The organism is Coprococcus sp. AF51-11b1 (assembly GCF_027682785.1).
Classification (GTDB): Bacteria; Bacillota; Clostridia; order Lachnospirales; family Lachnospiraceae; genus Allocoprococcus; species Allocoprococcus comes.
Genome location: NZ_JAQCZB010000015.1, coordinates 41,732 through 65,701 on the forward strand (window position 1 = coordinate 41,732; position 23,970 = coordinate 65,701).

Annotated in this window: 25 protein-coding genes and 1 pseudogene; 5 read left to right on the forward strand and 21 right to left on the reverse strand. The window is 41.9% G+C overall.

Translation table 11 applies throughout. The features are described from left to right. Positions 1–10: 10 nt before the first annotated feature. Positions 11–880 (forward strand): L-serine ammonia-lyase, iron-sulfur-dependent, subunit alpha, encoded by an 870-nt coding sequence (gene sdaAA / locus PGY05_RS14105; protein WP_270476175.1) that lies wholly within the window; start codon positions 11–13, stop codon positions 878–880. A gap of 142 nt (positions 881–1,022) precedes the next feature. On the opposite strand, the gene PGY05_RS14110 is transcribed toward sdaAA, so the two are convergent. Further along, a complete protein-coding gene (locus PGY05_RS14110) occupies positions 1,023–2,747 on the reverse strand; it encodes an ABC transporter ATP-binding protein (protein WP_008374347.1) in 1,725 nt (574 codons plus the stop codon). 226 nt (positions 2,748–2,973) lie between these two features. Here PGY05_RS14110 and PGY05_RS14115 point away from each other — a divergent pair, with 226 nt between their 5' ends. Next, positions 2,974–4,002 (forward strand): YeiH family protein, encoded by a 1,029-nt coding sequence (locus PGY05_RS14115; protein WP_173692369.1) that lies wholly within the window; start codon positions 2,974–2,976, stop codon positions 4,000–4,002. Between the two features lie 428 nt (positions 4,003–4,430). On the opposite strand, the gene PGY05_RS14120 is transcribed toward PGY05_RS14115, so the two are convergent. The 8 genes and pseudogenes from PGY05_RS14120 to PGY05_RS14155 all read right to left on the reverse strand — a co-directional run bounded on the left by PGY05_RS14120 (position 4,431) and on the right by PGY05_RS14155 (position 9,778). Continuing rightward, positions 4,431–4,892, reverse strand: coding sequence for an Hsp20/alpha crystallin family protein (locus PGY05_RS14120; protein ID WP_008374342.1), 462 nt, complete (start codon positions 4,890–4,892; stop codon positions 4,431–4,433). A 105-nt stretch (positions 4,893–4,997) separates the two neighbouring features. Further along, entirely contained in the window at positions 4,998–5,423 is a 426-nt protein-coding gene (locus PGY05_RS14125; RefSeq protein ID WP_008374340.1) for an Hsp20/alpha crystallin family protein, read from the reverse strand. Positions 5,424–5,588: 165 nt separating this feature from the next. Further along, on the reverse strand, positions 5,589–5,822 hold the full coding sequence (locus PGY05_RS14130; RefSeq protein ID WP_270476177.1) for a hypothetical protein: 234 nt from the start codon (positions 5,820–5,822) through the stop codon (positions 5,589–5,591). A 171-nt stretch (positions 5,823–5,993) separates the two neighbouring features. Further along, positions 5,994–6,155, reverse strand: coding sequence for a hypothetical protein (locus PGY05_RS14135; protein WP_173685679.1), 162 nt, complete (start codon positions 6,153–6,155; stop codon positions 5,994–5,996). 16 nt (positions 6,156–6,171) lie between these two features. Beyond that, positions 6,172–6,564 carry a VOC family protein gene (locus tag PGY05_RS14140; RefSeq protein ID WP_022220878.1) on the reverse strand — a complete coding sequence of 131 codons (393 nt, stop codon included), beginning with the start codon at positions 6,562–6,564 and terminating at the stop codon, positions 6,172–6,174. Position 6,565: 1 nt separating this feature from the next. Continuing rightward, a complete protein-coding gene (locus PGY05_RS14145; protein ID WP_270476203.1) occupies positions 6,566–7,570 on the reverse strand; it encodes a carbohydrate kinase family protein in 1,005 nt (334 codons plus the stop codon). Positions 7,571–7,792: 222 nt separating this feature from the next. Continuing rightward, positions 7,793–8,095 (reverse strand): annotated as a pseudogene (locus PGY05_RS14150) (GntT/GntP/DsdX family permease); the annotation flags it as partial. A 66-nt stretch (positions 8,096–8,161) separates the two neighbouring features. Next, positions 8,162–9,778 (reverse strand): mannitol dehydrogenase family protein, encoded by a 1,617-nt coding sequence (locus PGY05_RS14155; protein WP_022220875.1) that lies wholly within the window; start codon positions 9,776–9,778, stop codon positions 8,162–8,164. Positions 9,779–10,024: 246 nt separating this feature from the next. Between PGY05_RS14155 and PGY05_RS14160 the strand changes: the two genes are divergently transcribed. Beyond that, positions 10,025–11,164 carry an ROK family protein gene (locus PGY05_RS14160; RefSeq protein ID WP_270476179.1) on the forward strand — a complete coding sequence of 380 codons (1,140 nt, stop codon included), beginning with the start codon at positions 10,025–10,027 and terminating at the stop codon, positions 11,162–11,164. Positions 11,165–11,393: 229 nt separating this feature from the next. Here PGY05_RS14160 and PGY05_RS14165 read toward each other — a convergent pair whose 3' ends face one another. Then, positions 11,394–11,888: a nitroreductase family protein gene (locus tag PGY05_RS14165; RefSeq protein ID WP_008374319.1), complete on the reverse strand. Its 495-nt coding sequence runs from the start codon at positions 11,886–11,888 to the stop codon at positions 11,394–11,396. Positions 11,889–11,901: 13 nt separating this feature from the next. Further along, positions 11,902–12,777: a LysR family transcriptional regulator gene (locus PGY05_RS14170; protein WP_022220873.1), complete on the reverse strand. Its 876-nt coding sequence runs from the start codon at positions 12,775–12,777 to the stop codon at positions 11,902–11,904. 132 nt (positions 12,778–12,909) lie between these two features. On the opposite strand from PGY05_RS14170, the gene PGY05_RS14175 reads away from it, so the two are divergent. Then, complete coding sequence (locus PGY05_RS14175) at positions 12,910–13,401, forward strand: GNAT family N-acetyltransferase (RefSeq protein ID WP_008374316.1); 492 nt, start codon at positions 12,910–12,912, stop codon at positions 13,399–13,401. Between the two features lie 75 nt (positions 13,402–13,476). Here PGY05_RS14175 and PGY05_RS14180 read toward each other — a convergent pair whose 3' ends face one another. The 10 genes from PGY05_RS14180 to PGY05_RS14225 all read right to left on the reverse strand — a co-directional run bounded on the left by PGY05_RS14180 (position 13,477) and on the right by PGY05_RS14225 (position 22,798). After that, positions 13,477–13,653: a hypothetical protein gene (locus PGY05_RS14180; RefSeq protein ID WP_022220872.1), complete on the reverse strand. Its 177-nt coding sequence runs from the start codon at positions 13,651–13,653 to the stop codon at positions 13,477–13,479. A gap of 21 nt (positions 13,654–13,674) precedes the next feature. Then, positions 13,675–14,856, reverse strand: coding sequence for a MalY/PatB family protein (locus PGY05_RS14185; RefSeq protein WP_270476180.1), 1,182 nt, complete (start codon positions 14,854–14,856; stop codon positions 13,675–13,677). Between the two features lie 10 nt (positions 14,857–14,866). Continuing rightward, complete coding sequence (locus PGY05_RS14190; RefSeq protein ID WP_173688056.1) at positions 14,867–15,100, reverse strand: thioredoxin family protein; 234 nt, start codon at positions 15,098–15,100, stop codon at positions 14,867–14,869. Positions 15,101–15,115: 15 nt separating this feature from the next. After that, positions 15,116–16,048, reverse strand: coding sequence for a CobW family GTP-binding protein (locus PGY05_RS14195; protein WP_270476182.1), 933 nt, complete (start codon positions 16,046–16,048; stop codon positions 15,116–15,118). A gap of 62 nt (positions 16,049–16,110) precedes the next feature. Next, positions 16,111–16,470, reverse strand: coding sequence for an ArsR/SmtB family transcription factor (locus tag PGY05_RS14200; protein ID WP_330673027.1), 360 nt, complete (start codon positions 16,468–16,470; stop codon positions 16,111–16,113). 234 nt (positions 16,471–16,704) lie between these two features. Further along, positions 16,705–17,706 (reverse strand): permease, encoded by a 1,002-nt coding sequence (locus PGY05_RS14205; RefSeq protein WP_270476183.1) that lies wholly within the window; start codon positions 17,704–17,706, stop codon positions 16,705–16,707. A gap of 141 nt (positions 17,707–17,847) precedes the next feature. After that, positions 17,848–19,155, reverse strand: coding sequence for a putative ABC transporter permease (locus PGY05_RS14210; RefSeq protein WP_270476184.1), 1,308 nt, complete (start codon positions 19,153–19,155; stop codon positions 17,848–17,850). Positions 19,156–20,099: 944 nt separating this feature from the next. After that, positions 20,100–21,050 carry a radical SAM protein gene (locus tag PGY05_RS14215; protein WP_055297537.1) on the reverse strand — a complete coding sequence of 317 codons (951 nt, stop codon included), beginning with the start codon at positions 21,048–21,050 and terminating at the stop codon, positions 20,100–20,102. An 11-nt stretch (positions 21,051–21,061) separates the two neighbouring features. Then, a complete protein-coding gene (locus PGY05_RS14220) occupies positions 21,062–21,586 on the reverse strand; it encodes a nitroreductase (protein WP_022220868.1) in 525 nt (174 codons plus the stop codon). Between the two features lie 90 nt (positions 21,587–21,676). After that, complete coding sequence (locus tag PGY05_RS14225; RefSeq protein WP_270476185.1) at positions 21,677–22,798, reverse strand: 5-methyltetrahydropteroyltriglutamate--homocysteine S-methyltransferase; 1,122 nt, start codon at positions 22,796–22,798, stop codon at positions 21,677–21,679. Positions 22,799–23,068: 270 nt separating this feature from the next. On the opposite strand from PGY05_RS14225, the gene PGY05_RS14230 reads away from it, so the two are divergent. Further along, positions 23,069–23,968, forward strand: coding sequence for a LysR family transcriptional regulator (locus tag PGY05_RS14230; RefSeq protein WP_270476186.1), 900 nt, complete (start codon positions 23,069–23,071; stop codon positions 23,966–23,968). Positions 23,969–23,970 lie beyond the last annotated feature (2 nt).

The window sequence follows — 23,970 nt, forward strand, 5'->3', positions numbered from 1 at the left end:
AATACAGATTATGGATTTTAAAAATGCAAAAGAATTATTAAAAGTCTGTCAGGAACAAGACCTTTCAATTTCTGCTGTGATGCTTCAGAGAGAGCTCACAGAGGGAGAACAGGATCCAGAAGAGACAGACCGCAAAATGGATCGTGTTCTTGAGATTATGAAATCAGCCGCTTCTACTCCGATCCATACCCCGGTCAAATCTATGGGTGGACTGATCGGTGGCGAAGCAAAAAAGATCTCAGATCACAAAGATGCCGGAAAAGGTCTTTGCGGGAATCTTCTGGAAAGAGCTGTCATTTACGCGATGGCAACTCTGGAAACCAATGCTTCCATGGGTGTGATCGTAGCTTCCCCGACTGCCGGATCTGCCGGTATCGTTCCGGGACTTCTGCTTGCCCTCCAGGAAACCTATGATCTTTCCGATGAACAGATCAAGCAGGGACTTTATAATGCCAGCGCGATCGGTTATCTTGCTATGCGCAATGCAACTGTCGCCGGAGCAGTCGGTGGATGTCAGGCAGAAGTCGGAATCGCATCTGCAATGGCGGCATCTGCAACCGTTGAACTGATGGGCGGATCCCCGGAACAATCCCTTGCCGCAGCATCTACTGTTCTTATGAATATGCTCGGTCTGGTCTGCGATCCGGTCGGCGGGCTGGTCGAATATCCTTGTCAGAACCGTAATGCTGCCGGTGTGGCAAATGCAACGATCGCTGCAGAGATCGCCCTTTCCGGAGTACGCCAGCTGATTCCATTCGATGAAATGCTGGAAGCGGTGTACACTGTAGGAAAGCGTCTTCCGGCAGAGCTTCGGGAGACAGCTCTCGGCGGATGCGCAACGACACCGTCTGCATGCGCAGCCTGCCATATGTGTGATTAAGCTGTGTAATGTTTTGCAAATATAGACCAGCACACACTGCTTACAATTTTACGATATAAAAAGCTTCTTTTTCAGAAACGGCCCTCCTGTTTTTCTGAAAAGAAGCTTTTTTGTTTACTTATTTTGATTTTCTCACTTACTATTATGACATCTCATAATAATGCGCATAAATTCCACCCTGCTCAAGCAATTCATCATGATTTCCCCGTTCAGCGATTCCATTATTTGCAACCACAAGAATCTCATCTGCATTGCGGATCGTAGAAAGCCGGTGTGCAATCGTGATCGTGGTCCGGTTCTTCGCAAGCTCTTCCAGGCTCTGCTGGATCCAGCGCTCACTCTCATTGTCAAGCGCACTAGTCGCCTCGTCCAGAATCAATATCGGCGGATTCTTAAGAAATACTCTTGCAATCGAAATCCTCTGCTTCTGTCCACCCGACAGACGAGTTCCTCGTTCTCCTACAAAGCTGTCATATCCATCCGGCAGGGACATGATAAATTCATGGATATTTGCCTTCTTCGCCGCATCGATAATTTCTTCCATCGATGCCCCCGGTTTTCCATAAGCAATATTTTCCCTGATCGATCCACAGAACAGATAGACATCCTGCTGTACCAGTCCGATCTGGCTTCTCAGACTTTCCAGTGTCAGCTTTCTTACATCCTGCCCGTCGATCGTGATCACACCTCCGGTCACATCATAAAATCTTGGAAGCAGGGAACAGATCGTCGTCTTTCCACTTCCCGACGGTCCCACAAGGGCAATGGATCTGCCAGCCGGGATCTTAAAAGATACCCGATCCAGTACCGGCGTATCATCATCACTGTAATGGAAAGAAACATTTTTATATTCCACTTCACCCTTTACGTTTTCAAGTGGCTCCGCATCCGGTGCATTTACAATCTCCGGCTCCGTCTCCACAACATCCAGAAAGCGCCGGAAACCAGAAAGACCTTTCTGCATCATCTCGGTAAGCTCCACAAGAATCTGGATCGGGCTGATAAAAATTCCGATGTAAAGCGCATACATGGCAAGATCGGCAGCTTCCATTTTCCCATGTGCGATCAGCCATCCGCCGAACACTAATGTGATCAGATACATCATTCCCTGGAAGAAAAGATTGCCACTCATAAAGCTTCCCATACAATGATAGTTTGCATCCTTGGATACCAGAAATCCTTCATTGCTTTTCTCGAATTTCTCCCGTTCAATCTTTTCATTTGCAAAAGACTGCACCACACGGATTCCCGCAAGCGTATCCTGCAGACTGGAATTGACATCCCCGATCTTTCTCCGGTTGTCCATAAAAGTCTCCTGCATCTGACGGTTCTGCTTATAAGAAAAGATCAGCATAAATACAACCATCACAAGCAGCGGAATCGCCAGTCTCCAGTTAATAAGAAACAAAAATGTAAACGAACCAACGATTTTAATTACGGATATAAATAAATTCTCCGGTCCATGGTGCGCAAACTCGGAAATATCAAACAGATCCGACACCAGCTTACTCATCATCTGTCCGGAATTATTCTGGTCATAATAAGAAAAAGAAAGTCTCTCATAATGATCAAATAACTTCTGGCGCATATCCCGTTCCATATGTGCCCCCATCATATGCCCCTGATAACTGACATAATATTTACAAAATGTCTGTATGATATACATCACAAGCAAAGCCAGTCCGATCGGCAGAAGTGCTCCAAGGATCTGTGACGGATCCTCTGTAAATAAAGTCTTTGTCAGTGATCTTAAAATCTGTGGAAATGCAAGATCCACCAGACTGATGATCGCCGCACAGATCAGATCCAGAAAGAATACTGTCCTGTACGGCGCATAATATTTTACAAATTTTTTCAGTGTATGCATCACTTTCTTTTGTGCAATGTCCGGATTCCCCGTTTTATCACACTTTACCTCCTTGTCCCCAAAATCACATATTATTATATCGGGAATCTTTCGTTATTTCCACCTTATTCTCAAATTACTTTGGGAATTTTCCTTCCTTCATCTTTTTATTCTGCTGTTTTTATGCTATGATAGGACAGATTGTTATGAGAGTAACTTATTTATTTCACTTGAAAGGGGTATTTCTATGAATTTTATAACAAAAAGCTGGAAAGGCATCTTACTTTGTCTGGTCATCGCCGTTCCATGTTGGTTCCTCGGACAGACATTTCCAATCATCGGCGGACCAGTATTCGGTATCCTTGCCGGAATGATCATTACTTTATTATTAAAAAACAAATCCATGTTTCAGGACGGTATTACTTTTGTGTCAAAGAAGGTTCTTCAGTACGCTGTAATCCTTCTCGGTTTCGGACTGAATCTCTCCGTGATTCTGGAAACCGGAAAACAGTCACTGCCAATTATCGTAACGACGATTTCAACGTCCCTGATCATTGCATATCTGTTACATAAAGTTATGCATGTACCTGGAAATATTTCCACACTGGTCGGTGTCGGATCTTCCATCTGCGGAGGCTCTGCAATTGCCGCAACAGCACCGGTCATTGATGCGGATGATGAAGAAGTTGCACAGGCAATCTCTGTTATCTTCTTTTTCAACATGCTCGCCGCACTGTTCTTCCCATCACTTGGTGCACTGCTTGGATTTTCAACCAAAAGCGGGGAAGCCTTCGGTATCTTTGCCGGAACTGCGATCAACGATACCTCTTCCGTAACTGCAGCGGCTTCCACCTGGGATTCGCTCTACGCTCTCGGTTCTGCCACACTGGATAAGGCAGTTACGGTCAAACTTACCAGAACGCTCGCGATCATCCCGATCACACTGGTTCTCGCATTTATCCGGACACGCAGCTCCAAAGCCGAAGGAAAGAAAGTGGAATTTAAAAAGATTTTCCCGATGTTCATCCTCTACTTTGTTCTCGCTTCCGTGATCACAACGATCGCAACTTCAGCCGGCGTATCCGCAGATGTATTTACTCCGCTGAAGACACTCAGCAAGTTCTTCATCGTCCTCGCCATGAGTGCAGTCGGTCTGAATACGAATATCATCAAGCTGATCAAAACCGGCGGCAAACCACTCGCTCTTGGTTTCTGCTGTTGGATCGGTATCACGATCGCCAGTCTTTCCATGCAGCATGTGCTTGGAATCTGGTAAATGAAAATCTTTCTCATACTTCAAAAGCCTTGCATAAAGCAGGGCTTTTTCTATAATACATCTTGCCGATGCCAGCAAACTGTTCCTCTTATTATCCTTATGTCCAGAAAAGGGAATGTCCATGCCATAACACTAAACATTCCCTTTCTCATGGTTGATTTTTCATTATCTGTAATTCTCCGATTCCCACATTCGAAAACTCTCTCAGATTTTATTTTTCGATTCACCACTACTACACAGCTTTTCTGATGGATATTTCTCCCTTTTTCCACATCTCGAAATACAGATCAAATCCTAATTTCATTATACTATCCAGACTTTCTCAAATTTCCATTTATATAGATGGCAAAAAGGGCAGCATACAGGATTTTGCTCCTGCATGCTGCCCTCATCATATGGTGTATTTGAAAGTTTTTAACGTGTTGTCATTATCCTTCGATACTGATATATTTCTTCTCTTCTACCGCCGGTTTTACTTCTTTCTTCGGGACAAAGAGTTTCAGGATACCATGCTTAAACTCAGCCTTGATATCTTCTTCCGTGATATCTTCACCTACATAATAACTTCTCTGGCAGGCTCCTGCGTAACGTTCACGACGGATGTACTTACCAGTTTCTTTCTCCTGCTCATCCTGATCCAGTCCTTTGGCAGCGCTGACTGTCAGATATCCGTCATTCAGTTCTGCTGTAACTTCATCTTTCTTGAATCCCGGAAGATCGATCTCCAGTTCATAACCATCTTTTTTCTCTTTGATATCTGTCTTCATCAGATTGCCTGCATGATGTCCATACAGTTTTCTCTGGATCTTACGATCTGCTTTATCATCATAAAATGGAAAATCAAAGAAATCATCAAATAAGTTATCATTAAAAATACTAGGCATTAACATAAGTCGTTCCTCCTTATAAATCTATCTGAATTTAGCTAACTTTCTTTTTAAGCGGCTGCCTCATCTGGCAGCCTTGTAACCGGACGCTTACAATCCGTATTCTGATTATCCCTCAATGGAAATGTATTTCTTCTGTTCTACAGCAGGTTTTGCTGCTTCTTTCGGTACGAACAGTTTCAATGTACCGTCTTCAAATTTGGCTTTGATGTCTTCCTGTTTGACACCGTCGCCTACATAAAAGCTTCTGCTGCAGGATCCACTGTAACGTTCACGGCGGATGTACTTGCCATCTTCAGCTTTTTCATCTTTCTTCGTGTTCGTCTCAGCACTGACTGTCAGATAACCATCTTTCAGTTCTGCTTTTACATCTTCTTTTTTAACTCCAGGCATGTTCATCGTTACTTCATAGCCTTTATCGGTATCTTTTACATCCGTTGTCATAAGTCCGGATTCACTGTAATCATATCCTCCAAATGGTTCTCCAAAGAAATCATCCAATAAGTTCTCTCCAAAAATACTAGGCATTAACATAAGTCATATCTCCTTTCAAAAGACATTTATTAATTTATTTAGCACATTCGGATTTACTCTGAAGTGTTGTTGTCATCTCAAACACCGGTCGGTGGAATCTTTATCATCTCTTTTTGTTCCCCTTCCTTTGTTCTAGCTGTAATATAACACTTATTATTAGCACTGTCAATAGGTGAGTGCTAATTCTTTTGTGAAGATTTTGTGAACGCTACGAGCCATGCAAAATGGTGAAAATAAACGCCCTGCAAGTTTACTTGCAAAGGCGTCTATTTTTGCTATTTTATAGGGCGACAGCCCGGCAGCAAGGGAATTCTTTCCCGAGCTGTGCATGGCGTATCTCTCAGCTTCACAGGGATTTTTCACTTGCTTTCGCACGGAGGTTTCTTGATTTGACCACATTTTACGACAAATCTGCGGATGATCCGTTTACAGTAATTACTTTTTCTGTATCCATGCTGCATTATCTCTCTTCTGTATTTTTTATATAAATAGTGCTTCGTGCCGCACCCTCTTTTCTCAAATAACCGTCCTTAACCATATTCAGCAAGACAGCTCTGGCTCTACGATGTTTTACATCTGTCCTAAAATCTCTACTGTTTCAGCAGTAGTAATAAAGCCATTTTCCAATACATATTTATAAATTTGTTGTTCCTGTTCACTATAAAGACGGATATCTCTTCTGCAAACCGGTCCATATCTCACTGCTTCATCCATCCGCTCATAATAAGCCATCGAAAAATCTACAATTTTATAAATACTGACTGAACTCTACCTTCTCCTTATTCGGTCCTTCAATCGTAAAGAACCGCACGCCGTTATCCCAGAACGGAAGGAAATGAATGGTATCCTTCGTTGTGTTCATTTTTTCGGCTTCAATATACCGATACACTTCTTCGATATCTTTCACATTGATCGCCACATGATCAATTGCTCCGCTCTCCATCTTTGCAGCCTTATTTTCATAAGTCTCGATCACAAGCGTTTCCAGTTCCAGAAATGCAACCTTTTCGTCTGCTTCTTCATTCACCGTCTGAAGCGCAATCTCAAATCCCAGTTTCTGATAAAAAGCAATTGTTTTTTCAATATCATTTGTCGGAATCCCGATATGCTGAATCCCTGTTGTATATGTTTTCAGATCCATCTTAACGTCCCATCCTTTCTTCAACCTGTGCAAGTTCCGGCATTGCAGGGATCGCGCCTTTCCTCTCTACACAAAGGCTTGCCACCGCGTTGCCAAACCGTACATACTCTTTCAGTTCATCCATGGTAAATGCTTCCGGTCTCTTTCCGGCTTTGCTGATACAGTATAAAAATCCTCCCCAGAAGGAATCTCCTGCCCCATTGGTGTCCACCGCTTTGCTCACAAATCCCGGAATATGTACACCGCCTTCTTTGCAGTACAGATATGCTCCATCGCTTCCCAGCGTGACTGCAACAATCTTGACACCCTTCCGGAATAAAATTTCTGTCGCTTCTTCCGGACTTTCTTTGTCTGTCAGAAGCTTCGTTTCTTCATCTGAAATTTTCATGATATCCACGTAAGGAACCAGACTTCTCATCTGTTTCTTTGCAGTCTCCTCATCCTTCCATAAAGAGGCTCTGTAATTCGGATCATACGAGATAATACTTCCTTTTTCTTTTGCGCGCCGGATCGCATAATGTGTGGTATCTCTTGCCGGCTGTTCCGTAAGTGACAGAGAACCGACATGGAAAATATGTGTCTTATCCAGAATATCAACATCGATTTCTTCTTTTTCCATTCTGGTATCTGCTCCCGGTTTTCTTGCAAAAGAAAATGTTCTCTCTCCATTCTCATCAATATTTACAAACGCAAGAGTCGTAAAATATTTTTCATCCAGAAGCATTCCTTCCGTTTCCACGTTTTCTTTTTCCAGCACAGATTTCAAAAACTCTCCATGCATATCCTTTCCTGCCTTCCCGATAAAAGCGGTATGTCCACCAAGTTTTGCCACCGCAACTGCAACATTTGCAGGAGCGCCACCCGGATTCTGGGCAAATAGTGTCTGCCCGTTTTCATTTACTCCCTGCCAGGTAAAATCGATCAGGATCTCACCAAATGTTGTAATGTCGTAAAGCGACCGTTTTGCCGCATCATTGGTATCTGCAAGAAGTCCTTCTTCAAGCAGTCTCTCCAAAACCTGGTTGCATTCATTTTCTTCGTCCGTGTGGATATGCAGTTCTCCGTATTCAAATTCAGGCATACTTAAAACACCGAGCATGGATTTCGCATTGACCACATATCTGCCACTGCAAAGCTCTACGTCACAGGAAATCCGCTCTGCAATGCTGACCAGTTTCCGTGCATTTGTCATGGTTCCCAATATTACTTTCGCAATCATTTTTTCCTCCTAAGCAAATATGCTGATAATCAGGGCACAGATAAGACCGGTAAATCCGATAATCGTCTCCATCATCGTCCATGATTTTAAGGTTGTCTTTTCATCAATTTCCAGCAAGGAGCTTACCAGCCAGAAACCCGAATCATTCACATGACTGAATGCCGTTGCACCACCGGTAATCGCACAGACCATCGCTGCAAGGTATAATGGCGAAAGTCCTGCAACCGCCGGCATGGATGCCATAATTCCGGCTGCCATCGTCATCGCAACCACTGCCGCTCCAACCGATGCTCTTACCAGAGCTGCGATCAGCAGTCTTGTCGGATCTGCTGCAAATACTGTTTCTGACATTTTCATTTTCTCCCGTATTCTTCCTGATTAATGAACATATTTGTGGATCGTTGCTTTTACAGCACCTGGTCCTGCGATCATTTCACGAAACATTTCTTCAATCTTTTCACCGACACCATCTTTGTAAAGATCGGTAAAGAACAGACGTTCATTGGACAGGATCGGTTTCAGCTGGTCTTTCAATGTCTCCGGCTTTCCAACTACGATGTCACCAAGCTGTTCTCCGATTTCTTCATTCATCGGATCCGGTGCCAGTTCGAATTTGTTTCCTTCATCATCAACTGCCAGCATATATCTGAGCCAGCCTGCAATACCAAGCGGAATTGCTGTCAGTTTTGATGCATCTCCGTATTTTGCCACATAAGCTTTTACCGTCTCGCCAAAACGGATACCAACCATCTGTGACACATCAACTGCAAGACGGAGATTTGTATCTCCCAGATATTCATTCGGAAAACGGTCATTAAAAAGTTCATCCACAAATGCCTGTGGAGAAAGGATTCCAGGATCTGCCACTACCGGAAGTCCTTCGTCATAAGCAACCATTCTTGCCATCTTCATCATATCTTCATTGGTATTAAGCATATGTGCGAACAGATCATATCCAAGTACGACACCAAGCGGACCTGTGGCTGAATGAACCGGATTTAAGCATACCGTTACTTTCATTCGTTCCGAAAGATTTACTGTATTTCTGTCCGCCATATAAACTCCAAATCCTTTTTCCAGTGCCGGGCGTCCGTTCGGAAAACTGTCTTCAATGACCAAATATTGCGGTTTTTCTGCATTTACAAATGGAGCAATGTAAGTCTTTTTTCCGGTGATGACCGGCTGCATTTTTTCCACACCGAGAGCTTCAAGATCATCTGCAATCTGTTCGCTCGGACGTGGAGTGATCTTGTCAATCATGGTCCATGGGAAGGCAACGACTTTTTCATCACTTACATATGTAATGAAATCATCATCTACAAATCCCTGCTTCTTCCACTCTTCTGCCATTGTAAGAACAGATTCACGGAGTTTTGCACCATTCTTGGAACAGTTATCCATAGATACCAGTGCAATTGGATATCTTCCTGCTTTGAATCTTTCATAAAGCATTGCTACCAGTACTGCCATGGCTCCTGTCGCTTTGTCCGGTCCGTTCTTAATGTCCGCTTCCACGAATGGAAACCAGGTTCCGTCTGCTTTCTGCAGAGCATATCCTTTTTCGGTAATTGTAAAGGATACCATCTGAAGAGATTTGCTTGTAAAGATCTCTTTCAGGCGGTTCCACTGTGCCAAATCAGAAGACTGTGCTTTTACTGCTTCTGCAAGGGATCCGAGTACTTTATATTCACGTGTTCCGTCCCCATGCAGAATTACGCTCAGTCCCAGATTGTCATATGGATCATAAATTTTATCTACTACGTCATAGTCAAATGTCTCTACACAGGTGATTCCTCTGTCCAGTACACCTTCTTCCAGAAGTCCGTCTGCAATTCCACCGATAAAAATACGGAAAATATTACCGATTCCAAAATGAACCCATCCCGGTTCTTCTTTTGCTTTTTCAGATATCTTCTCCACATCATATCCCGGAAGTGCAATTCCTGCCTTCTCCCATGCCGCACGGTCTTTGATTCCTTCGATTGTTAACTTCATTTTGTTACCTCCCGTTTTACTTTTTCTTTTTAGTTATGTTTTTGATTTACGCTTATATCTAAGTTGTAAGTGTAGTATATAACCACAAAAGTGAGTTGTCTATTGACAAAAAATACAATTTTACAATTCTATTTTTATCTATTTTTCACAAAGCGAATCAGAAAGCTCTTGTTTTATCCGCACATCTATATTAGAATAAGTTCATATCTTGTGTGTATGATTCACGCATAAGTAAAGGAGAATATCATGAAAGAAAAAGGAATGACCACGATTACCCTGAAAAAAATCAATCGGGAAAAAGTGTACCAATATATTTATCAGCAAAAAGAAACATCCAAACTCCAGATCGTTCAGGATCTGCAGATGGGACTTTCTACTGTCAGCCAGAATTTAAATGAGCTGGAAAATGACGGTCTGATCAGCCGGAATGGATATTTTGAATCAACCGGCGGACGAAAGGCCCAGATTATAAAAATTGTTGAAGATTTCCGTATTTCGATCGGACTTGGGATTTTAAAAGATATGTTTCATATTGTAGCCGTGAATTTATATGGAGATGCAGTTGCAACAGAGACAATTGAACTCCCATATGAGAACAGCGATGCTTACTACACTGCCCTTGCTGCAAATGTAGAGCTCTTTATCCAGAAGAATCATTACGCTCCTGAAAAAATTGAGGGAATTTCGATTGCCACACAGGGAATCATCTCACCGGATGGAAATGCCATAACCTACGGCGATATTATGGGAAATGCAAATATGCAGCTTTCGGATTTTTCCTCCAGACTTCCGTATCCGTGTCATCTGGAACATGACTCCAAAGCAGCGGCGGATCTGGAGCTCTGGAATCATCCGCAGCTTGACAGTGCACTGGTCTTTCTGCTGAATCCAAACCTGGGCGGTGCGATCATCACCGGGCATGAAGTCCATCAGGGAAATCATATGCGCAGCGGGCTGATCGAGCATATCTGCATCGACCCGGACGGTCCAAAATGCTACTGTGGCAATCATGGATGTCTGGAAACTTATTGCTCCGCTAATGCTCTGAAAGTTACTACCGGTATGCCGATCAAAGATTTTTTTAATCTCCTGCATCAAACACAGGCTCCGAACCTTATACAGATCTGGCGGAACTATCTGGATCATCTTGCTTTTGCAATCCGCAACCTGAATCTTGTGATTGACAGTCCGGTGATCATCAGCGGATATCTTGCACCATATTTTCAGGAAGCAGATATGCAGTATCTTTTAAGCAAGCTCAATGAAAGTTCCCTTTTCCAGATGGACGAAAGCCAGCTTCTGGTGGGAAATCATGGACAGTATACTCCTGCGATTGGTGCGGCACTTTATTATATTAAAGAGTTTCTGACGCCGGCTGTGTCGTAATAATCGAGCAGGCTGCTCCTGCTCAGCTTGTGTACCATCTTGCTTAACAGCCAGGTGATGTACTTTTTCCAAATACAAATCCTTATGCAAACATAAATCTGCATTTTGCACATCGTATACACAAAAACAGGACAGATATTTGATATCACTTTCCTCATTTTCTGATAAAAATGATATCAAATATCTGTCCTGTTTTCTTATGCTTTACCTAAACATTTTCACAGAACTTCTACGCATCAAAATGAATCCTGCTCTCATCAAACCGGTCCTGCTGCGCTCTTTCTTCCGCCGGATATCCAAGTGGAAAGATTGCGAATGCTCTCTGATCTTCCGGAATCCCAACGATCTCTTCCACTTCCTTCATCCGCTCTTCGATCGGAGCAATTCCAAGCCAGACTCCGCCAAGTCCGATTTCATCTGTCTTAAGCCATAAGTTCTCCATTGCAATACTCATATCGATGTCCGCATAACATGGGACATCACAATCTTTCCGATATGCAGATATGATTGCCACCGGTGCATTCGCCGTCATCCCTGCATACGGACTTGCCTTTGATAATTTCTCCAGTGTATCTTTTTTGGTAATTACATAGAATTCCCACGGCTGCTGGTTCTTTGCAGACGGTGCTGCCATTGCCGCGCGAAGGATTTCCACAATCTTTTCCCTCTCCACTGGTCTGTCCTGATATTTTCTGATACTTACGCGATGAAATAAATCTGCCATTTTCTGTTCTCCTCTATTCTATCTTTTTCAGTCTCTCAACCGCATATTTGATAAATCTTTTTACCGCTGGTGATGCCTGTTTATACGACGGAACTGCAAGTCCAAGTGTGATCCTTGATGGTGGATCTACCGGAATCTTCACTACATCACAATTCCACTTTTCCGTGATCAGATTGTTCATCACACTCATTCCAAGTCCCTTTTCAATCATTGCCATTGTCGCAAAATTTTCCAAAGTTGTAAAATGAATATTCAGTTTGATTCCATTTCGCTCAAACAGCGAAACCACATCATCATCCCGTCCAAGTGCCGGCATAATAAACGAATCGGTCTCACAATTGATTAACGGATAACTTTCTTTTGATGCATACGGATGATCTTTTGGCAAAACTGCCAGCATTTCATCATAGTCCAGTGGTGTCCACTCATACGGCATTGGCTCCTGATAACTTAAAAATCCGATATCCGCCTTTTTTTCATCCAGCCATCTTGTCACTTCCTGCCGGATTCCCTCCATAAGCCGGATTTCGATCTGCGGATAATCCTGTTCAAAGTCCCGGATCACCTCCGGAAGCCAGTGCGTAGAAATACTGGAATATGCTGCAATCGTCACACTGCCTACAAGAAGTCCCTTTACTTCTGCTGCGAGCTCATAGATTCGATTTTCTTTTTCAAGAAATTCTCTGACTGCAGGCAAAAGAATTTCCCCATCCGGTGTTAGGGTAACCCCTTTCCTCGTTCGTCTGAGTAAGGTAAGACCTGTTTCGTTCTCCAAAGCTCCAACAAGCTGACTGACTCCTGACGGTGTATAATTTAATCTCTCTGCTGCTTTTGTAAAGCTCCCAGTATCTGCAGCATACATAAAAGCTTTACATCTGGCACTTTCCACATCTGTTCACCTCTTAATTTAAATATTTATTTTAAGTAATACTATTCTTATTTTGAATAATTCATAGTTTTACTTTATTGTAGGTGTATTTTAAAATAATTTCAACAGGAAATAGAAAGGAGGTTTTATAATATGAATATTCAAATCAGAGCTTATCAGAGTAAAGATGCTGCCTCTGCAGCACAGATATGGAATGAGGTTGTAACAGACGGAAATGCATTTCCACAGGATACCGAAATGACAGCTAACGTTGCCAACTTATTTTTTCAGGAACAGACTTATACCGGTATTGCAGAAAATGCGGACACTCACGAAATTCTTGGCCTTTATATCCTTCATCCTAATAATGTTGGAAGATGTGGGCACATCTGTAATGCCAGCTATGCTGTCCGTAAAAATATCCGTGGATTGCATATAGGTGAAAAACTGGTTCTTGATTGTCTGCAGAAAGCAAAAGAAAACCAGTTCCGCATTCTGCAATTTAATGCGGTTGTTGCTACCAACACCCCAGCATTACATCTTTATGAACGAATTGGATTCAAAAAACTCGGCACAATACCCGGCGGTTTCCGGATGCCGGATGGAACTTATGAAGACATCATTCCACATTACTATCTTCTCTAAGTACATCCCCCTCCATAACGGAGGAAGGGCGCATCCAGCTTATCCCAGATGCGCCCTGTATTTATGATCAACTATTTACAAAATATCTTTATAGAGCCGGAGGACATTCTTATAAAAAATCTTTTCTATTTCCTGATAACTTTTTATAAATGAAATTTTGTCTTTATTCTTTTCCATTTCATTATAAAAAACAGCTAAAAGGCGCATTCCATATGCAAAAGGATTATTCTCCGTTCTTGGTCTTGTTGCCATATCTTTTGCTCCTTCTTTCTGTTATGCCATATGGCTGTCACGTGCTACTTTAATGCACTCCAGACCTTTCTTTAATACTGCGGTCTGTGTTGCCACATTCAGACGAACATATCCTTTTCCGCATTCACCATAGTTTGTTCCACTGTTCAAACGGACACCTGCTTCTGCAAATGCATTCATCAGATCATCCTGTTCCATATTCCATGCACTGAAATCGATCCACAGCAGATAAGTTCCTTCTGGTTCGATCATCTTAACTTCTGGCATATTTTCTGCAAGGAAGTCTCTTACTACACCGATGTTCTTCCAGAAATATTCATTCTGCTGGTCTACATAGTAATCGCACTCGTTGTAGCATGCCATAAGTGCTTCGATTCCAAGATAGTTATAGTCAAAGTGGAAATCATCATATACCACATTGTACTGGTCGCAAAGCGCTTTATTCTTGATTACAACATATGCAGAATAGAAGCATGCAAGATTGAATGTCTTACTTGGTGATCCCATTACAACGATATTGTCTGTAAGGTCATCTGAAAGTGAGAATAATGGAGTATGTTTGTGCTCTCCGTATACAATATCTCCGTGAATCTCATCACCAACAAGAATTGTATTGTTTTTCTTACAGATTTCTGCAACTTTGATAAGTTCTTCTTTTGTCCATACACGTCCTACCGGATTGTGTGGGTTACAGATCAGCATGATTCTTAATCTTGGATCTGCTACTTTCTTCTCAAGATCTTCAAAATTCATCTCATAACGGCCATCTTCGAGTACCAGATCATTGCTTTCAACAAAACGTCCTGCACCTTTGATTACGATGCTGAATGTGTGGTAAACCGGAGCCTGGATCAGCACTTTATCGCCCGGACGGGTATATGCATTCAGGATCATCCATAAAGCACCTGTCATGAGTCCCTGTGAATAACGGATTGTTTCCGGGTCAACAGTAAGACCATATCTCTTTTTATACCAGTTACAGATTGATGCTGCAAATCTTTCCTGTGGCAGTGCACCATATGCATACACACCAAATTCTGTACGTTTACGAACTGCTGCAATTGCTTCTTCCGGTGCTTTGAAGTCTGTATCTGCTACTCCAAGCGGAATATACTTTCCATTTTCTCCTTCATAATCCCATTTGAAAGAATCTGTGCCAATACGATTGATCGGTTCATCAAAATCATGAAATTTGTTTGCCATTGTTTTTACCTCATTTTTTCAATATCTTCATCATCTGTTTTTTTGATGGCACCTGCCCTGCAACTACCAGTTTTCCATCAATCATAACCGATGGAGCCGTCATCACACCCAGTTTTACAATCTCAACCAGATCTGTAACTCTTTCAATCTCCGTATCGATTCCAAGTTCCTCCAGACATTCTTTCACAACTGCATTTGTCTTATCACAGTTCTCACAGCCGCTTCCAATTACTTTTATATTCATATCCCGCCTCCAGATTTAATTGTTCAGTTTCATGGGAAGTCCCACACACTCTTCCCACGCCGCCGCGATCTCCCGGATCAGTGCAATTCCGATTTTGGAAATAAAGACAAGCTGAGACTTCGGCTGTGGTTCGTAAGGCGCATAATCCCGTTTCTTTCCGACTACATCAACTTTTTCCCATCCTTCTTTTTCTACTTTAAAGAATCCCTTTACACGGAAAACATCCGGTTCAATCTTTGCAAGGAAAGCTTCCAACTTTTCCTTCTGGATCTCTCCCGTAAAATCCATAGAAAATGTTTTTGGTTTATTTTTCGATGAATTCGTAGTATCCTCACATTCTGCCCATTTGTACAGCATCAGATCCATATCATAAAATGAACGGTCAATATTTCCATTCGCACTCTCTGTAATTGGGCATACCGGATTAATTTCACACACTTTGTCTTTCACCTGTTCAATCTGCTCGCTGCCCACCAGATCAACCTTTGTCAGAACTGCAAGATTGCAGTGCTTAAGCTGCCGGTCAATTGTCTCTGAATCCCCAATCTGATCCAGAAAATTATAACAGTCCACCAGGCAGATGCATCCTTTGAAATCATATGCATCCGGAGCCATCACTTCCGTCGCCGCAAGAATTTCTTCCGCATTGGACGGATCTCCAAACCCTGAGCTCTCTACAAACACGTATTCCAAACCTTTTCTGGACATCTGAACCAGCGCATCCACAAAGGATAATCTCAGACAGCTGCAGAAAATTGATCCCCGGTTCAGTTCTACCATCTGGATATCATTATTCTGAAGCACGGTTCCATCAATACTGATCTTTCCCAGTTCATTCTGGATCACTCCAACCTTTGTTCCTTCCATATTTTCCAGCAAATTCCGGAGGATCGTCGTCTTGCCGGATCCCAGAAATCCCGTCAAAAAATACAATTTAATCTTACTCATGATTCATTTCTCCTTTTTCTATACTGCAACTGCACCCTGATTTGCTCTGCTGCCGCTGCAACTTATTTTTCTTCCTTTTCTGTATTACAATTGCAATTTAAAAGCCCTGCATAATCTCCCGGGATCATCAGCCGCCCAACCGTCTTGTAAACCTCATTCATCACATCCAGATCCAGAGAATACTGCATCCATTTTCCTTCCTTGCGTGCCTTTACGATTCCCAGATCACACATCAGCTTCATATCATGCGATAAGGTCGGCTGTGTAATATGGAATTCCTCCAGGATCTTACAGGCACATAATTCTCCTTCGGATAACATGTCGATGATCTTCAGGCGTTTCGGATCCGACATCACTTTGAATATACGGGCATATTTTTCATAGTCTATCTGCATTTCCTTCGTAAATCGCTCCTTCCTCATATCCGGCGGGTAGCAAATTCATATGCCTTTTCGTGCAAGCACGAATGATATTTAAATTCGCCCCACTACTTTTGATAATATTACGGATTGCTCCGCAGCGTTGCTGCTCCCGCAATCCTTCGTCCATTCGGAATCCGCTGATTTACTTTGTGAATCGCTCCTTCCTCATGGCCGGCGGGTAGCAAATTCATATGCCTTTTCGTGCAAGCACGAACGGCATATGAGTTTGCTACCCTATATTATCACATTAAACCCATACCCCACAATGATGATTCCGATACACACGATTCCAATGAATGTTCCGAGTAACTTTTTCTTAATCGCTTTGGACAGCATTACCATAGATGGAAGGGAAAGTGTAGTCACTCCCATCATAAAGGATAAAATCGTTCCAAGTCCTGCCCCTTTTGCGAGCAGGCTTTCTGCAACCGGGATGGTTCCGAAAATATCTGCATACATCGGAACGCCTACTGCTGTCGCCAGTGGCACGGCGTACCAGGTCTGTTTTCCAAGAATGCTTCGGACGATATGCTCTGGGATCAGATTGTGGATAGCTGCCCCGATGATGACTCCGACAACGATATACGGAGCTACCTTTTTGACGGTAGCCACAACCTGATTTTTTGCATAATCCATACGGTCTGCTATTGTAAGCGACGGCGAAGCTACCTCCACATTCGGCGCCTGCCGGATAAAATCTGCTACCTGGTCTTCCATATGCAGCCGCTCAATGATCGTTCCCCCTATAACAGCTATGACAAGTCCAACAATCACATAAGCAAATGCGATCTTCCCTCCAAAGACACTCATCAGAAGAATCAGAGATCCCAGATCCACCATCGGAGATGAAATCAGAAACGAGAAAGTAACTCCCAGCGGCAATCCCGCACTGGTGAATCCCATAAAGATCGGAATCGATGAGCAGGAGCAGAACGGAGTCACTGTTCCAAGAAGTGCTCCGATCAGATTCGCCCAGATTCCATGAAATCTTCCCATAATCTTTTTGCTTTTCTCTGGCGGAAAATAGCTTTGAATATAGGATATCACAAAGATCAGCACCGCAAGTAGCACAAAAATTTTTATGATATCATACAGGAAAAAGTGAAGAAATTCTCCTGGAAACCTCCCCTCTCCAAATCCGGCTTTAACAAGAAGTTTTCCGATCAGATCTTTCAGCCAGTGCATTCCAAGAATCTGGTCCTGAAAGAAATCCCATCCGTTTTTTATGATTTTCATTCTCTCTCCCTTCCCATAGAAATATAGAAATATTTCTATATATTTTTCATTTTTTAACCGGTGCAATCTATTTCTCACACCGGTTTTCTAACTGCATCTTACTCTTCATATAGAATTTTGTCAATATGTTCCCGCTTTTTTCTAATTTATCCCCTTCGCATTTGGATAGATTTTCTTCATCTTTGCGTCATCATAATGTGCATCCGCCCACTTCTGGACGGCATTTGTCGCCTGCACACCATTTCCTCTCTCATCATATCTTACCAGTGCCACACAGGATACCAGAATGTTGCAAACCATAAATCCCAGTAAAATCCAGGTCAAAATCTTTCCTGCAACTGCCGGTATTTTTTCTATCCATTTTTCCACAGGTGGAAATAATATTTTAAACCACACAACCGCAGCAATTCCCCAGAAAAAGCAGTAAAGCAGATTGATTCGACCTCCCAGGTTAAACGGGATCTTACTGTAATCCCAGAACACTTTTCCAAATACAAGTTCCGTAAACACACTGCAGAAATACTCATAAGCACCACCAAGCAATGTTCCTGTAAGGAAAAGAAAACGATCCCCTTTATCCTTATATTTATACAAAAGTGCTGTGACAAGCGCAATTGCAAGCCCCCAGACAATGCTGAACGGTCCCCAGACCACACTGCTTCTGCTCATCCATACTCCAGCCGTCACACGACAGAAAATCGTTTCTGTGATATCTCCCAGAAAAGCACCGATCATAAACAGCATCACGATCTTATAAAAGCCGCACCCTTTTGCAAATACCTTTTCTTCGTTCTCTTCCCGGATTTCCTCTTCAATTTTTCTTGCCTTTGGATATGCTTTTTTCAGACGCTTTTCCAGACTTCCGGCAATCTTTCCCGCAATTTTTGTGCTGATCTTATCCATCCCGGCATCCGTTGCGATCCAGCGCTCCGGCTTCTTACTCTTTCCGGTAAGAAGCATAAAGGAACCAAAGATATCCACAAAAAGTACACCGATCAGTGTCAGCAGCACAATATGCATCAGAAGCTTCGGCAGAATATGTAATAAAATCAACGTGATCCCATTGCACCATCTCACTGCCAGATAACCGAGCACACCCCAAAATAGTGAAGCCGGAAGACAAATATATCCATCCAGGTTCCATTTGATATTTGAATAATCCCACCATCTTGCCTTGAATGCTTTTTCGATCAGATGTCCACTGACCCATTCTGCAACTGTTGCATAGACCGTTGCAAAGATAAATAGCCAGATTCCCCGAAGTTCCTGTAATCCCACTGTCATCGCAATTGCGGTCAGACCATAGAGAACACAGAACGGTCCATTTACCAGACCTCGGTTAGCAAACTTTCTCTGTTTCAAAGTTGCCGATATCGTTTCCAATACCCAGCCACCAAAAGAATAAATAAAAAAGAGCCACAGTAATTCATATCCAGTATAGTAATTCATAGTCTTCTCCTTTGTAAATTCATGGTATCATCTTATCATGCCAACCATGAACTTACAATTGGGATTTTATCCGTAAAGATATTATATAACACCAATCGTTTTTACAACCGGTTAAACCGGTATCCGACTCCCCATACCGTCTCGATGATCTGCGGATTCCGCATATCCACATCGTCATTTCATTTCTTATAGTCGAAATTCGGACTGCGCCTTCTGTTTTTTTCTGTATATTTATTTGTTTATCTTATATATTTTTCTATTTTTCATTTGTATTCCTAATTTATTTCATATATTTAAAATTATTTTATTTTTTTCAGAATTTTTATTGACATTTTGCATTTTATGAGATATTATAATATCAACAAAACAAAAGGAGGACGGACCACCAGAAACTTAATCTTAACTCCAAAGTCTAAGAAAGTAAGAGGTATGGACCAAAGGACACTTAATTTAAAACTCGGACAAATCTAATGAAAGTAAGAGGTACGGACCAAAAGGAACATAATTTAAAACCAGAACAAAATCTAATGAAAGTAAGAGGTACAGACCACCGGAAACTTAATTTAAAACCAGAACAAATCTAATGAAAGTAAGAGGTATGGACCAAAAGGAACATAATTTAAAACCAGAATAAATCTGATGAAAGCAAGAGGTACAGACCAATGGCAAGATAATTTATACAATATCAAATCAATGAGAGCAAGAGGTGCAGACCAATGGCATAATAATTATTGAAATTTACATAGAAAAAACTATTTGAGATAATAGTTTAAGATAGATAAGAAGTGAATAAGGAGGATAATCCAATGGATGGATCAAATTAAAATCCACTGTAGCTGAAAGATCAGATACAGTGGATTTTTTATGACATATTTTCTGTTCCAAAGTTCAAGAGCGCGCCTGCTGACGCGCTCAATTTCTGCTGATTCATAGTACAGCGGATTCTATGAAGTCTTCCGGTCCATATCCCATACTGCCTTACCATCATCACAGTATTCCAGATCCGGGCATTCCCCCTGTACAAAGGAATAAACCGGTTCTTTTCCTTCATATTCCTGAATGATACCATTTAATTTGGCAAGCATTTTTTCTTTATCACCCGGAAGATGTCCTCTGACTCTCACATGGATAAAGTCATGAAAACCATCATATAAAATATTTGCTCCTGCTTTTTCCGGTGCGATCCTCTCGATCAGATGATATTCTTCCCGAATTGTTTCCAGCTCATCTGCCGGAACAAAAGTACCTTGCCGTATATCTTGATACAACGGAACTTCTTTATGCAGAAACATGGAAAAATTCACTACATGCGCCGGATTGGTCCTGTTCAGGAACTGCGCCAGTGCTTCTGCATTTTCCATTCCTCTTCCTTTTCCTGCGACTCCGGTCATAATATGTGCATCATAAATCAGTCCTGCTTCATGAAGCCTGTCGATTGCCTGATATGCCTGTGCCAGATCATGATCTTTTTTCATAAATTTCAGCACATCATCCAGTCCGCTCTCGATTCCAAGATACAGATGCTTTACCTTTTTTCTGGCAAGCATTTCCAGCTCTTCCTGGCTTTTATGTAAAATACTCGTAACAGTCGCATCCATATTAATCCCTTCACATTCCGGGAAGTAATATGCGATCAGATCCAGAATCTCATACAATTTTTCTGTCTTCAGACCAAATGCATTACCATCCCCCAGAAAGATCTTCTTCGGCTTCCCATGCAGTTCCCGCACTCTCTTTAGTTCCGCTTCAATCTGTTCCATCGGAAGTTCCCGATACTTCAGATGCCGGAATAAATTACAGAATTTACACTGATTATATGAGCATCCAACCATAACCGGAAGCATGAAAGAGCTTCTTTCCATCGGGGCCCGGCAAATCTGTCCTTCGTAATCCATATGTCACACTCCTATGCTTCTACATAATAGACATAATTTTCTTTTCTTGGTTTTGCTGCAGGAAGTTCTGCTGCCGCATATCCAAGTACGCAATGACCGATTCCTTCATAGTCTCCTTCGATTCCCCATTTTTTCAGAAGAGCCTTTCCTTCCTCGGATTCAAATTCTTCTTTTGCCCGGTGGATCCAGCAGCTTCCGATTCCAAGCGAATGCGCTGCATTCATCAGATTTCCCATCACAAGACTTCCATCATAAAGATATGTCGGTCTTGCCTTATCTGCAAGTACAATAAGAACTACCGGTGCACCATAAAACGGATCTGTATCGGTTCCCATAATTTTTGCATTCATTGCTGAAAGCTGATCTCTTGTTGCTTTATCCGTCACTGCCACGATGATCGGTGACTGCATTCCCATTCCCGTTGCCGCATAAGTTCCGGCCTCAATGATCGTATCCAGATCCTCTTTTCTGATCATATCCGGTTTGTATCCACGGACACTTCTGCGTTCTTCCATATTTTTGATTACTTCATTCATAAATTTTCAGCTCCTTTCAAATCTGCTTCTATTGTAGCACGATTTGAAAGGAGCTGTATGTATCTTATTTATTAAATTTTTATATCTGGCTTATTTTTCTTCGCCCCAGACTTCTTCCGCGATTTCTTTTACCAGTGCAAGCTTCTTCCACTGTTCTTCTTCTGTCAGTTTATTTCCGATTTCACAGGAAGCAAATCCACACTGTGGACTCAAATACAGTCTGTCGAGCGGGACATATTTCGCTGCTTCATGGATTCTCTTAATTACGTCTTCTTTATCTTCCAGCTTTGGTGACTTGGTTGTGATCAGACCGAGAACCACTTTTTTATCACCACTTACACTCTTCAACGGCTCAAATCCACCAGAACGTGCATCATCAAATTCCAGATAATATGCACTTACATTTTCACGGGCGAATAAAGCTTCTGCCACACGGTCATATGCACCACTGCTTGCATAAGTAGAATGGAAATTTCCACGGCATACATGAGTGTTGATCACCAGATCCTCCGGCGCTCCCTCAATTGCACGGTTATTGATAGCAAGAAGCTGTTCCATGATTTTCTGAAGTCCTGCTTCGTCCGTTCCGAAAATTGCTGCAGCATGTGGATCTACACACATTCCCCATGAACAGTCATCCAACTGAATGTTTCTACAGCCTGCATCATACAGGTCACGAATAACTTTCTTATATCCATTTGCAATATCTTCTGCCAGTTCTTCCACATCCGGATAATACTGATTGGTATTTGGAAGGGACATCGGCATAATAAACTGTTCCAGGAACTGTGCCGGTGCCGGAATCGTCTGCTTTGCTACTGTATTTTCATCTTCCAGTGCCTTTACAAATTTAAAATGTTCTACAAATGGATGCTGATCTACGAAAATTTTTCCAGTCAAATAAGTATCATCGATCATTGCAGCTTCACCGTGGAACGGAAGTCCGGTCTTAGTCGGCTCATGTCCTACCCCGTTAAATCCCCACATGAAATCAAGATGCCAGGTTGCTCTTCTGAACTCGCCGTCTGTGATCACATGATATCCGGCTTTTTTCTGCTTCTCTACCAGATCAAGAATTGCATCATCCTCAACCTTTGTCAGTTCTTCTTTTGAAATCTTTCCTTCTTCAAAATCTCTTCTTGCTCTTTTCAGTGTTTCCGGTCTTAAAAAACTTCCTACATAATCATAACGAAATGGTGTATTTTTACTCATAATATAACTCTCCTTTTCTCTTTCGTACTGTCTGTCTTTTATGTTTGAAAGTATAGCAGAGTATTCTGCATCTGAAAAATACAAAAAAAATGCAGTTTGCCATAGTTTAAAACTATAGCAATATCAAAAAAATGTTTCACGCTCCCTGCTTCCATGCTACAATATTACCAGGATATCTGGCCAGAAGTATTTTTCGCTAAGATACATTTTCCAGATACTTTTCTGATATCCCAAACCCAAAAACAATATTCTTTATAGAAAGTGAAAAATATGACTCTTCAACAATTAAAATACGTCGTAACTGTTGCTGAAACAGGAACAATTACCGAAGCCGCAAATCGTCTTTATATTTCCCAGCCAAGCCTGACAAACGCAATCCGTGAACTGGAAAAAGAAATGAAGATTACCATTTTTCTCCGGACTAATAAAGGGATCATCCTTTCAAAAGAAGGCGAAGATTTCTTAGGATACGCCAGACAGGTGCTGGAACAGGCCGCTATTCTCGAAGATAAATACAAAGGAACTTCCGGCGGGAAAAAGAAATTCTGTGTATCCACGCAACACTATTCTTTCGCTGTCAATGCCTTTGTCGATCTGATCAAAACCTACGGACAGGATGAATATGATTTCAGTCTCCGCGAAACCCAGACATACGAAATCATCGAAGATGTAGCAAAAATGCGCAGCGAGATTGGAATTCTTTTCTTAAATAATTTTAATGAAACGGTTCTGGAAAAAATTTTAAAATCCAACGGGCTTATTTTTCATCATCTGTTTGTTGCAAAACCACATGTATTTATCAGCAGACGTCACCCTCTCGCCGATCACAAAATAATCACCAATGAAGAACTGGACGATTATCCATATCTTTCCTTTGAACAGGGTGAACACAATTCCTTTTATTTTTCAGAAGAAATCTTTTCTGTATCTGAACGCAAAAAAAATATCCGTGTACGGGATCGTGCCACCTTATTTAATCTTCTGATCGGGCTAAATGGCTACACAGTATGCAGTGGTGTAATTGACAAAAAGTTGAATGGAAAAGATATCATTGCCGTTCCTCTTGCTGACGAAAGTGATATGCGGATTGGGTATATTACACATAAAAAAAGGATGTTAAGCAGATTAGGGACAACTTATCTGGATGCCTTGAAAAAATATCTGCAATAAAA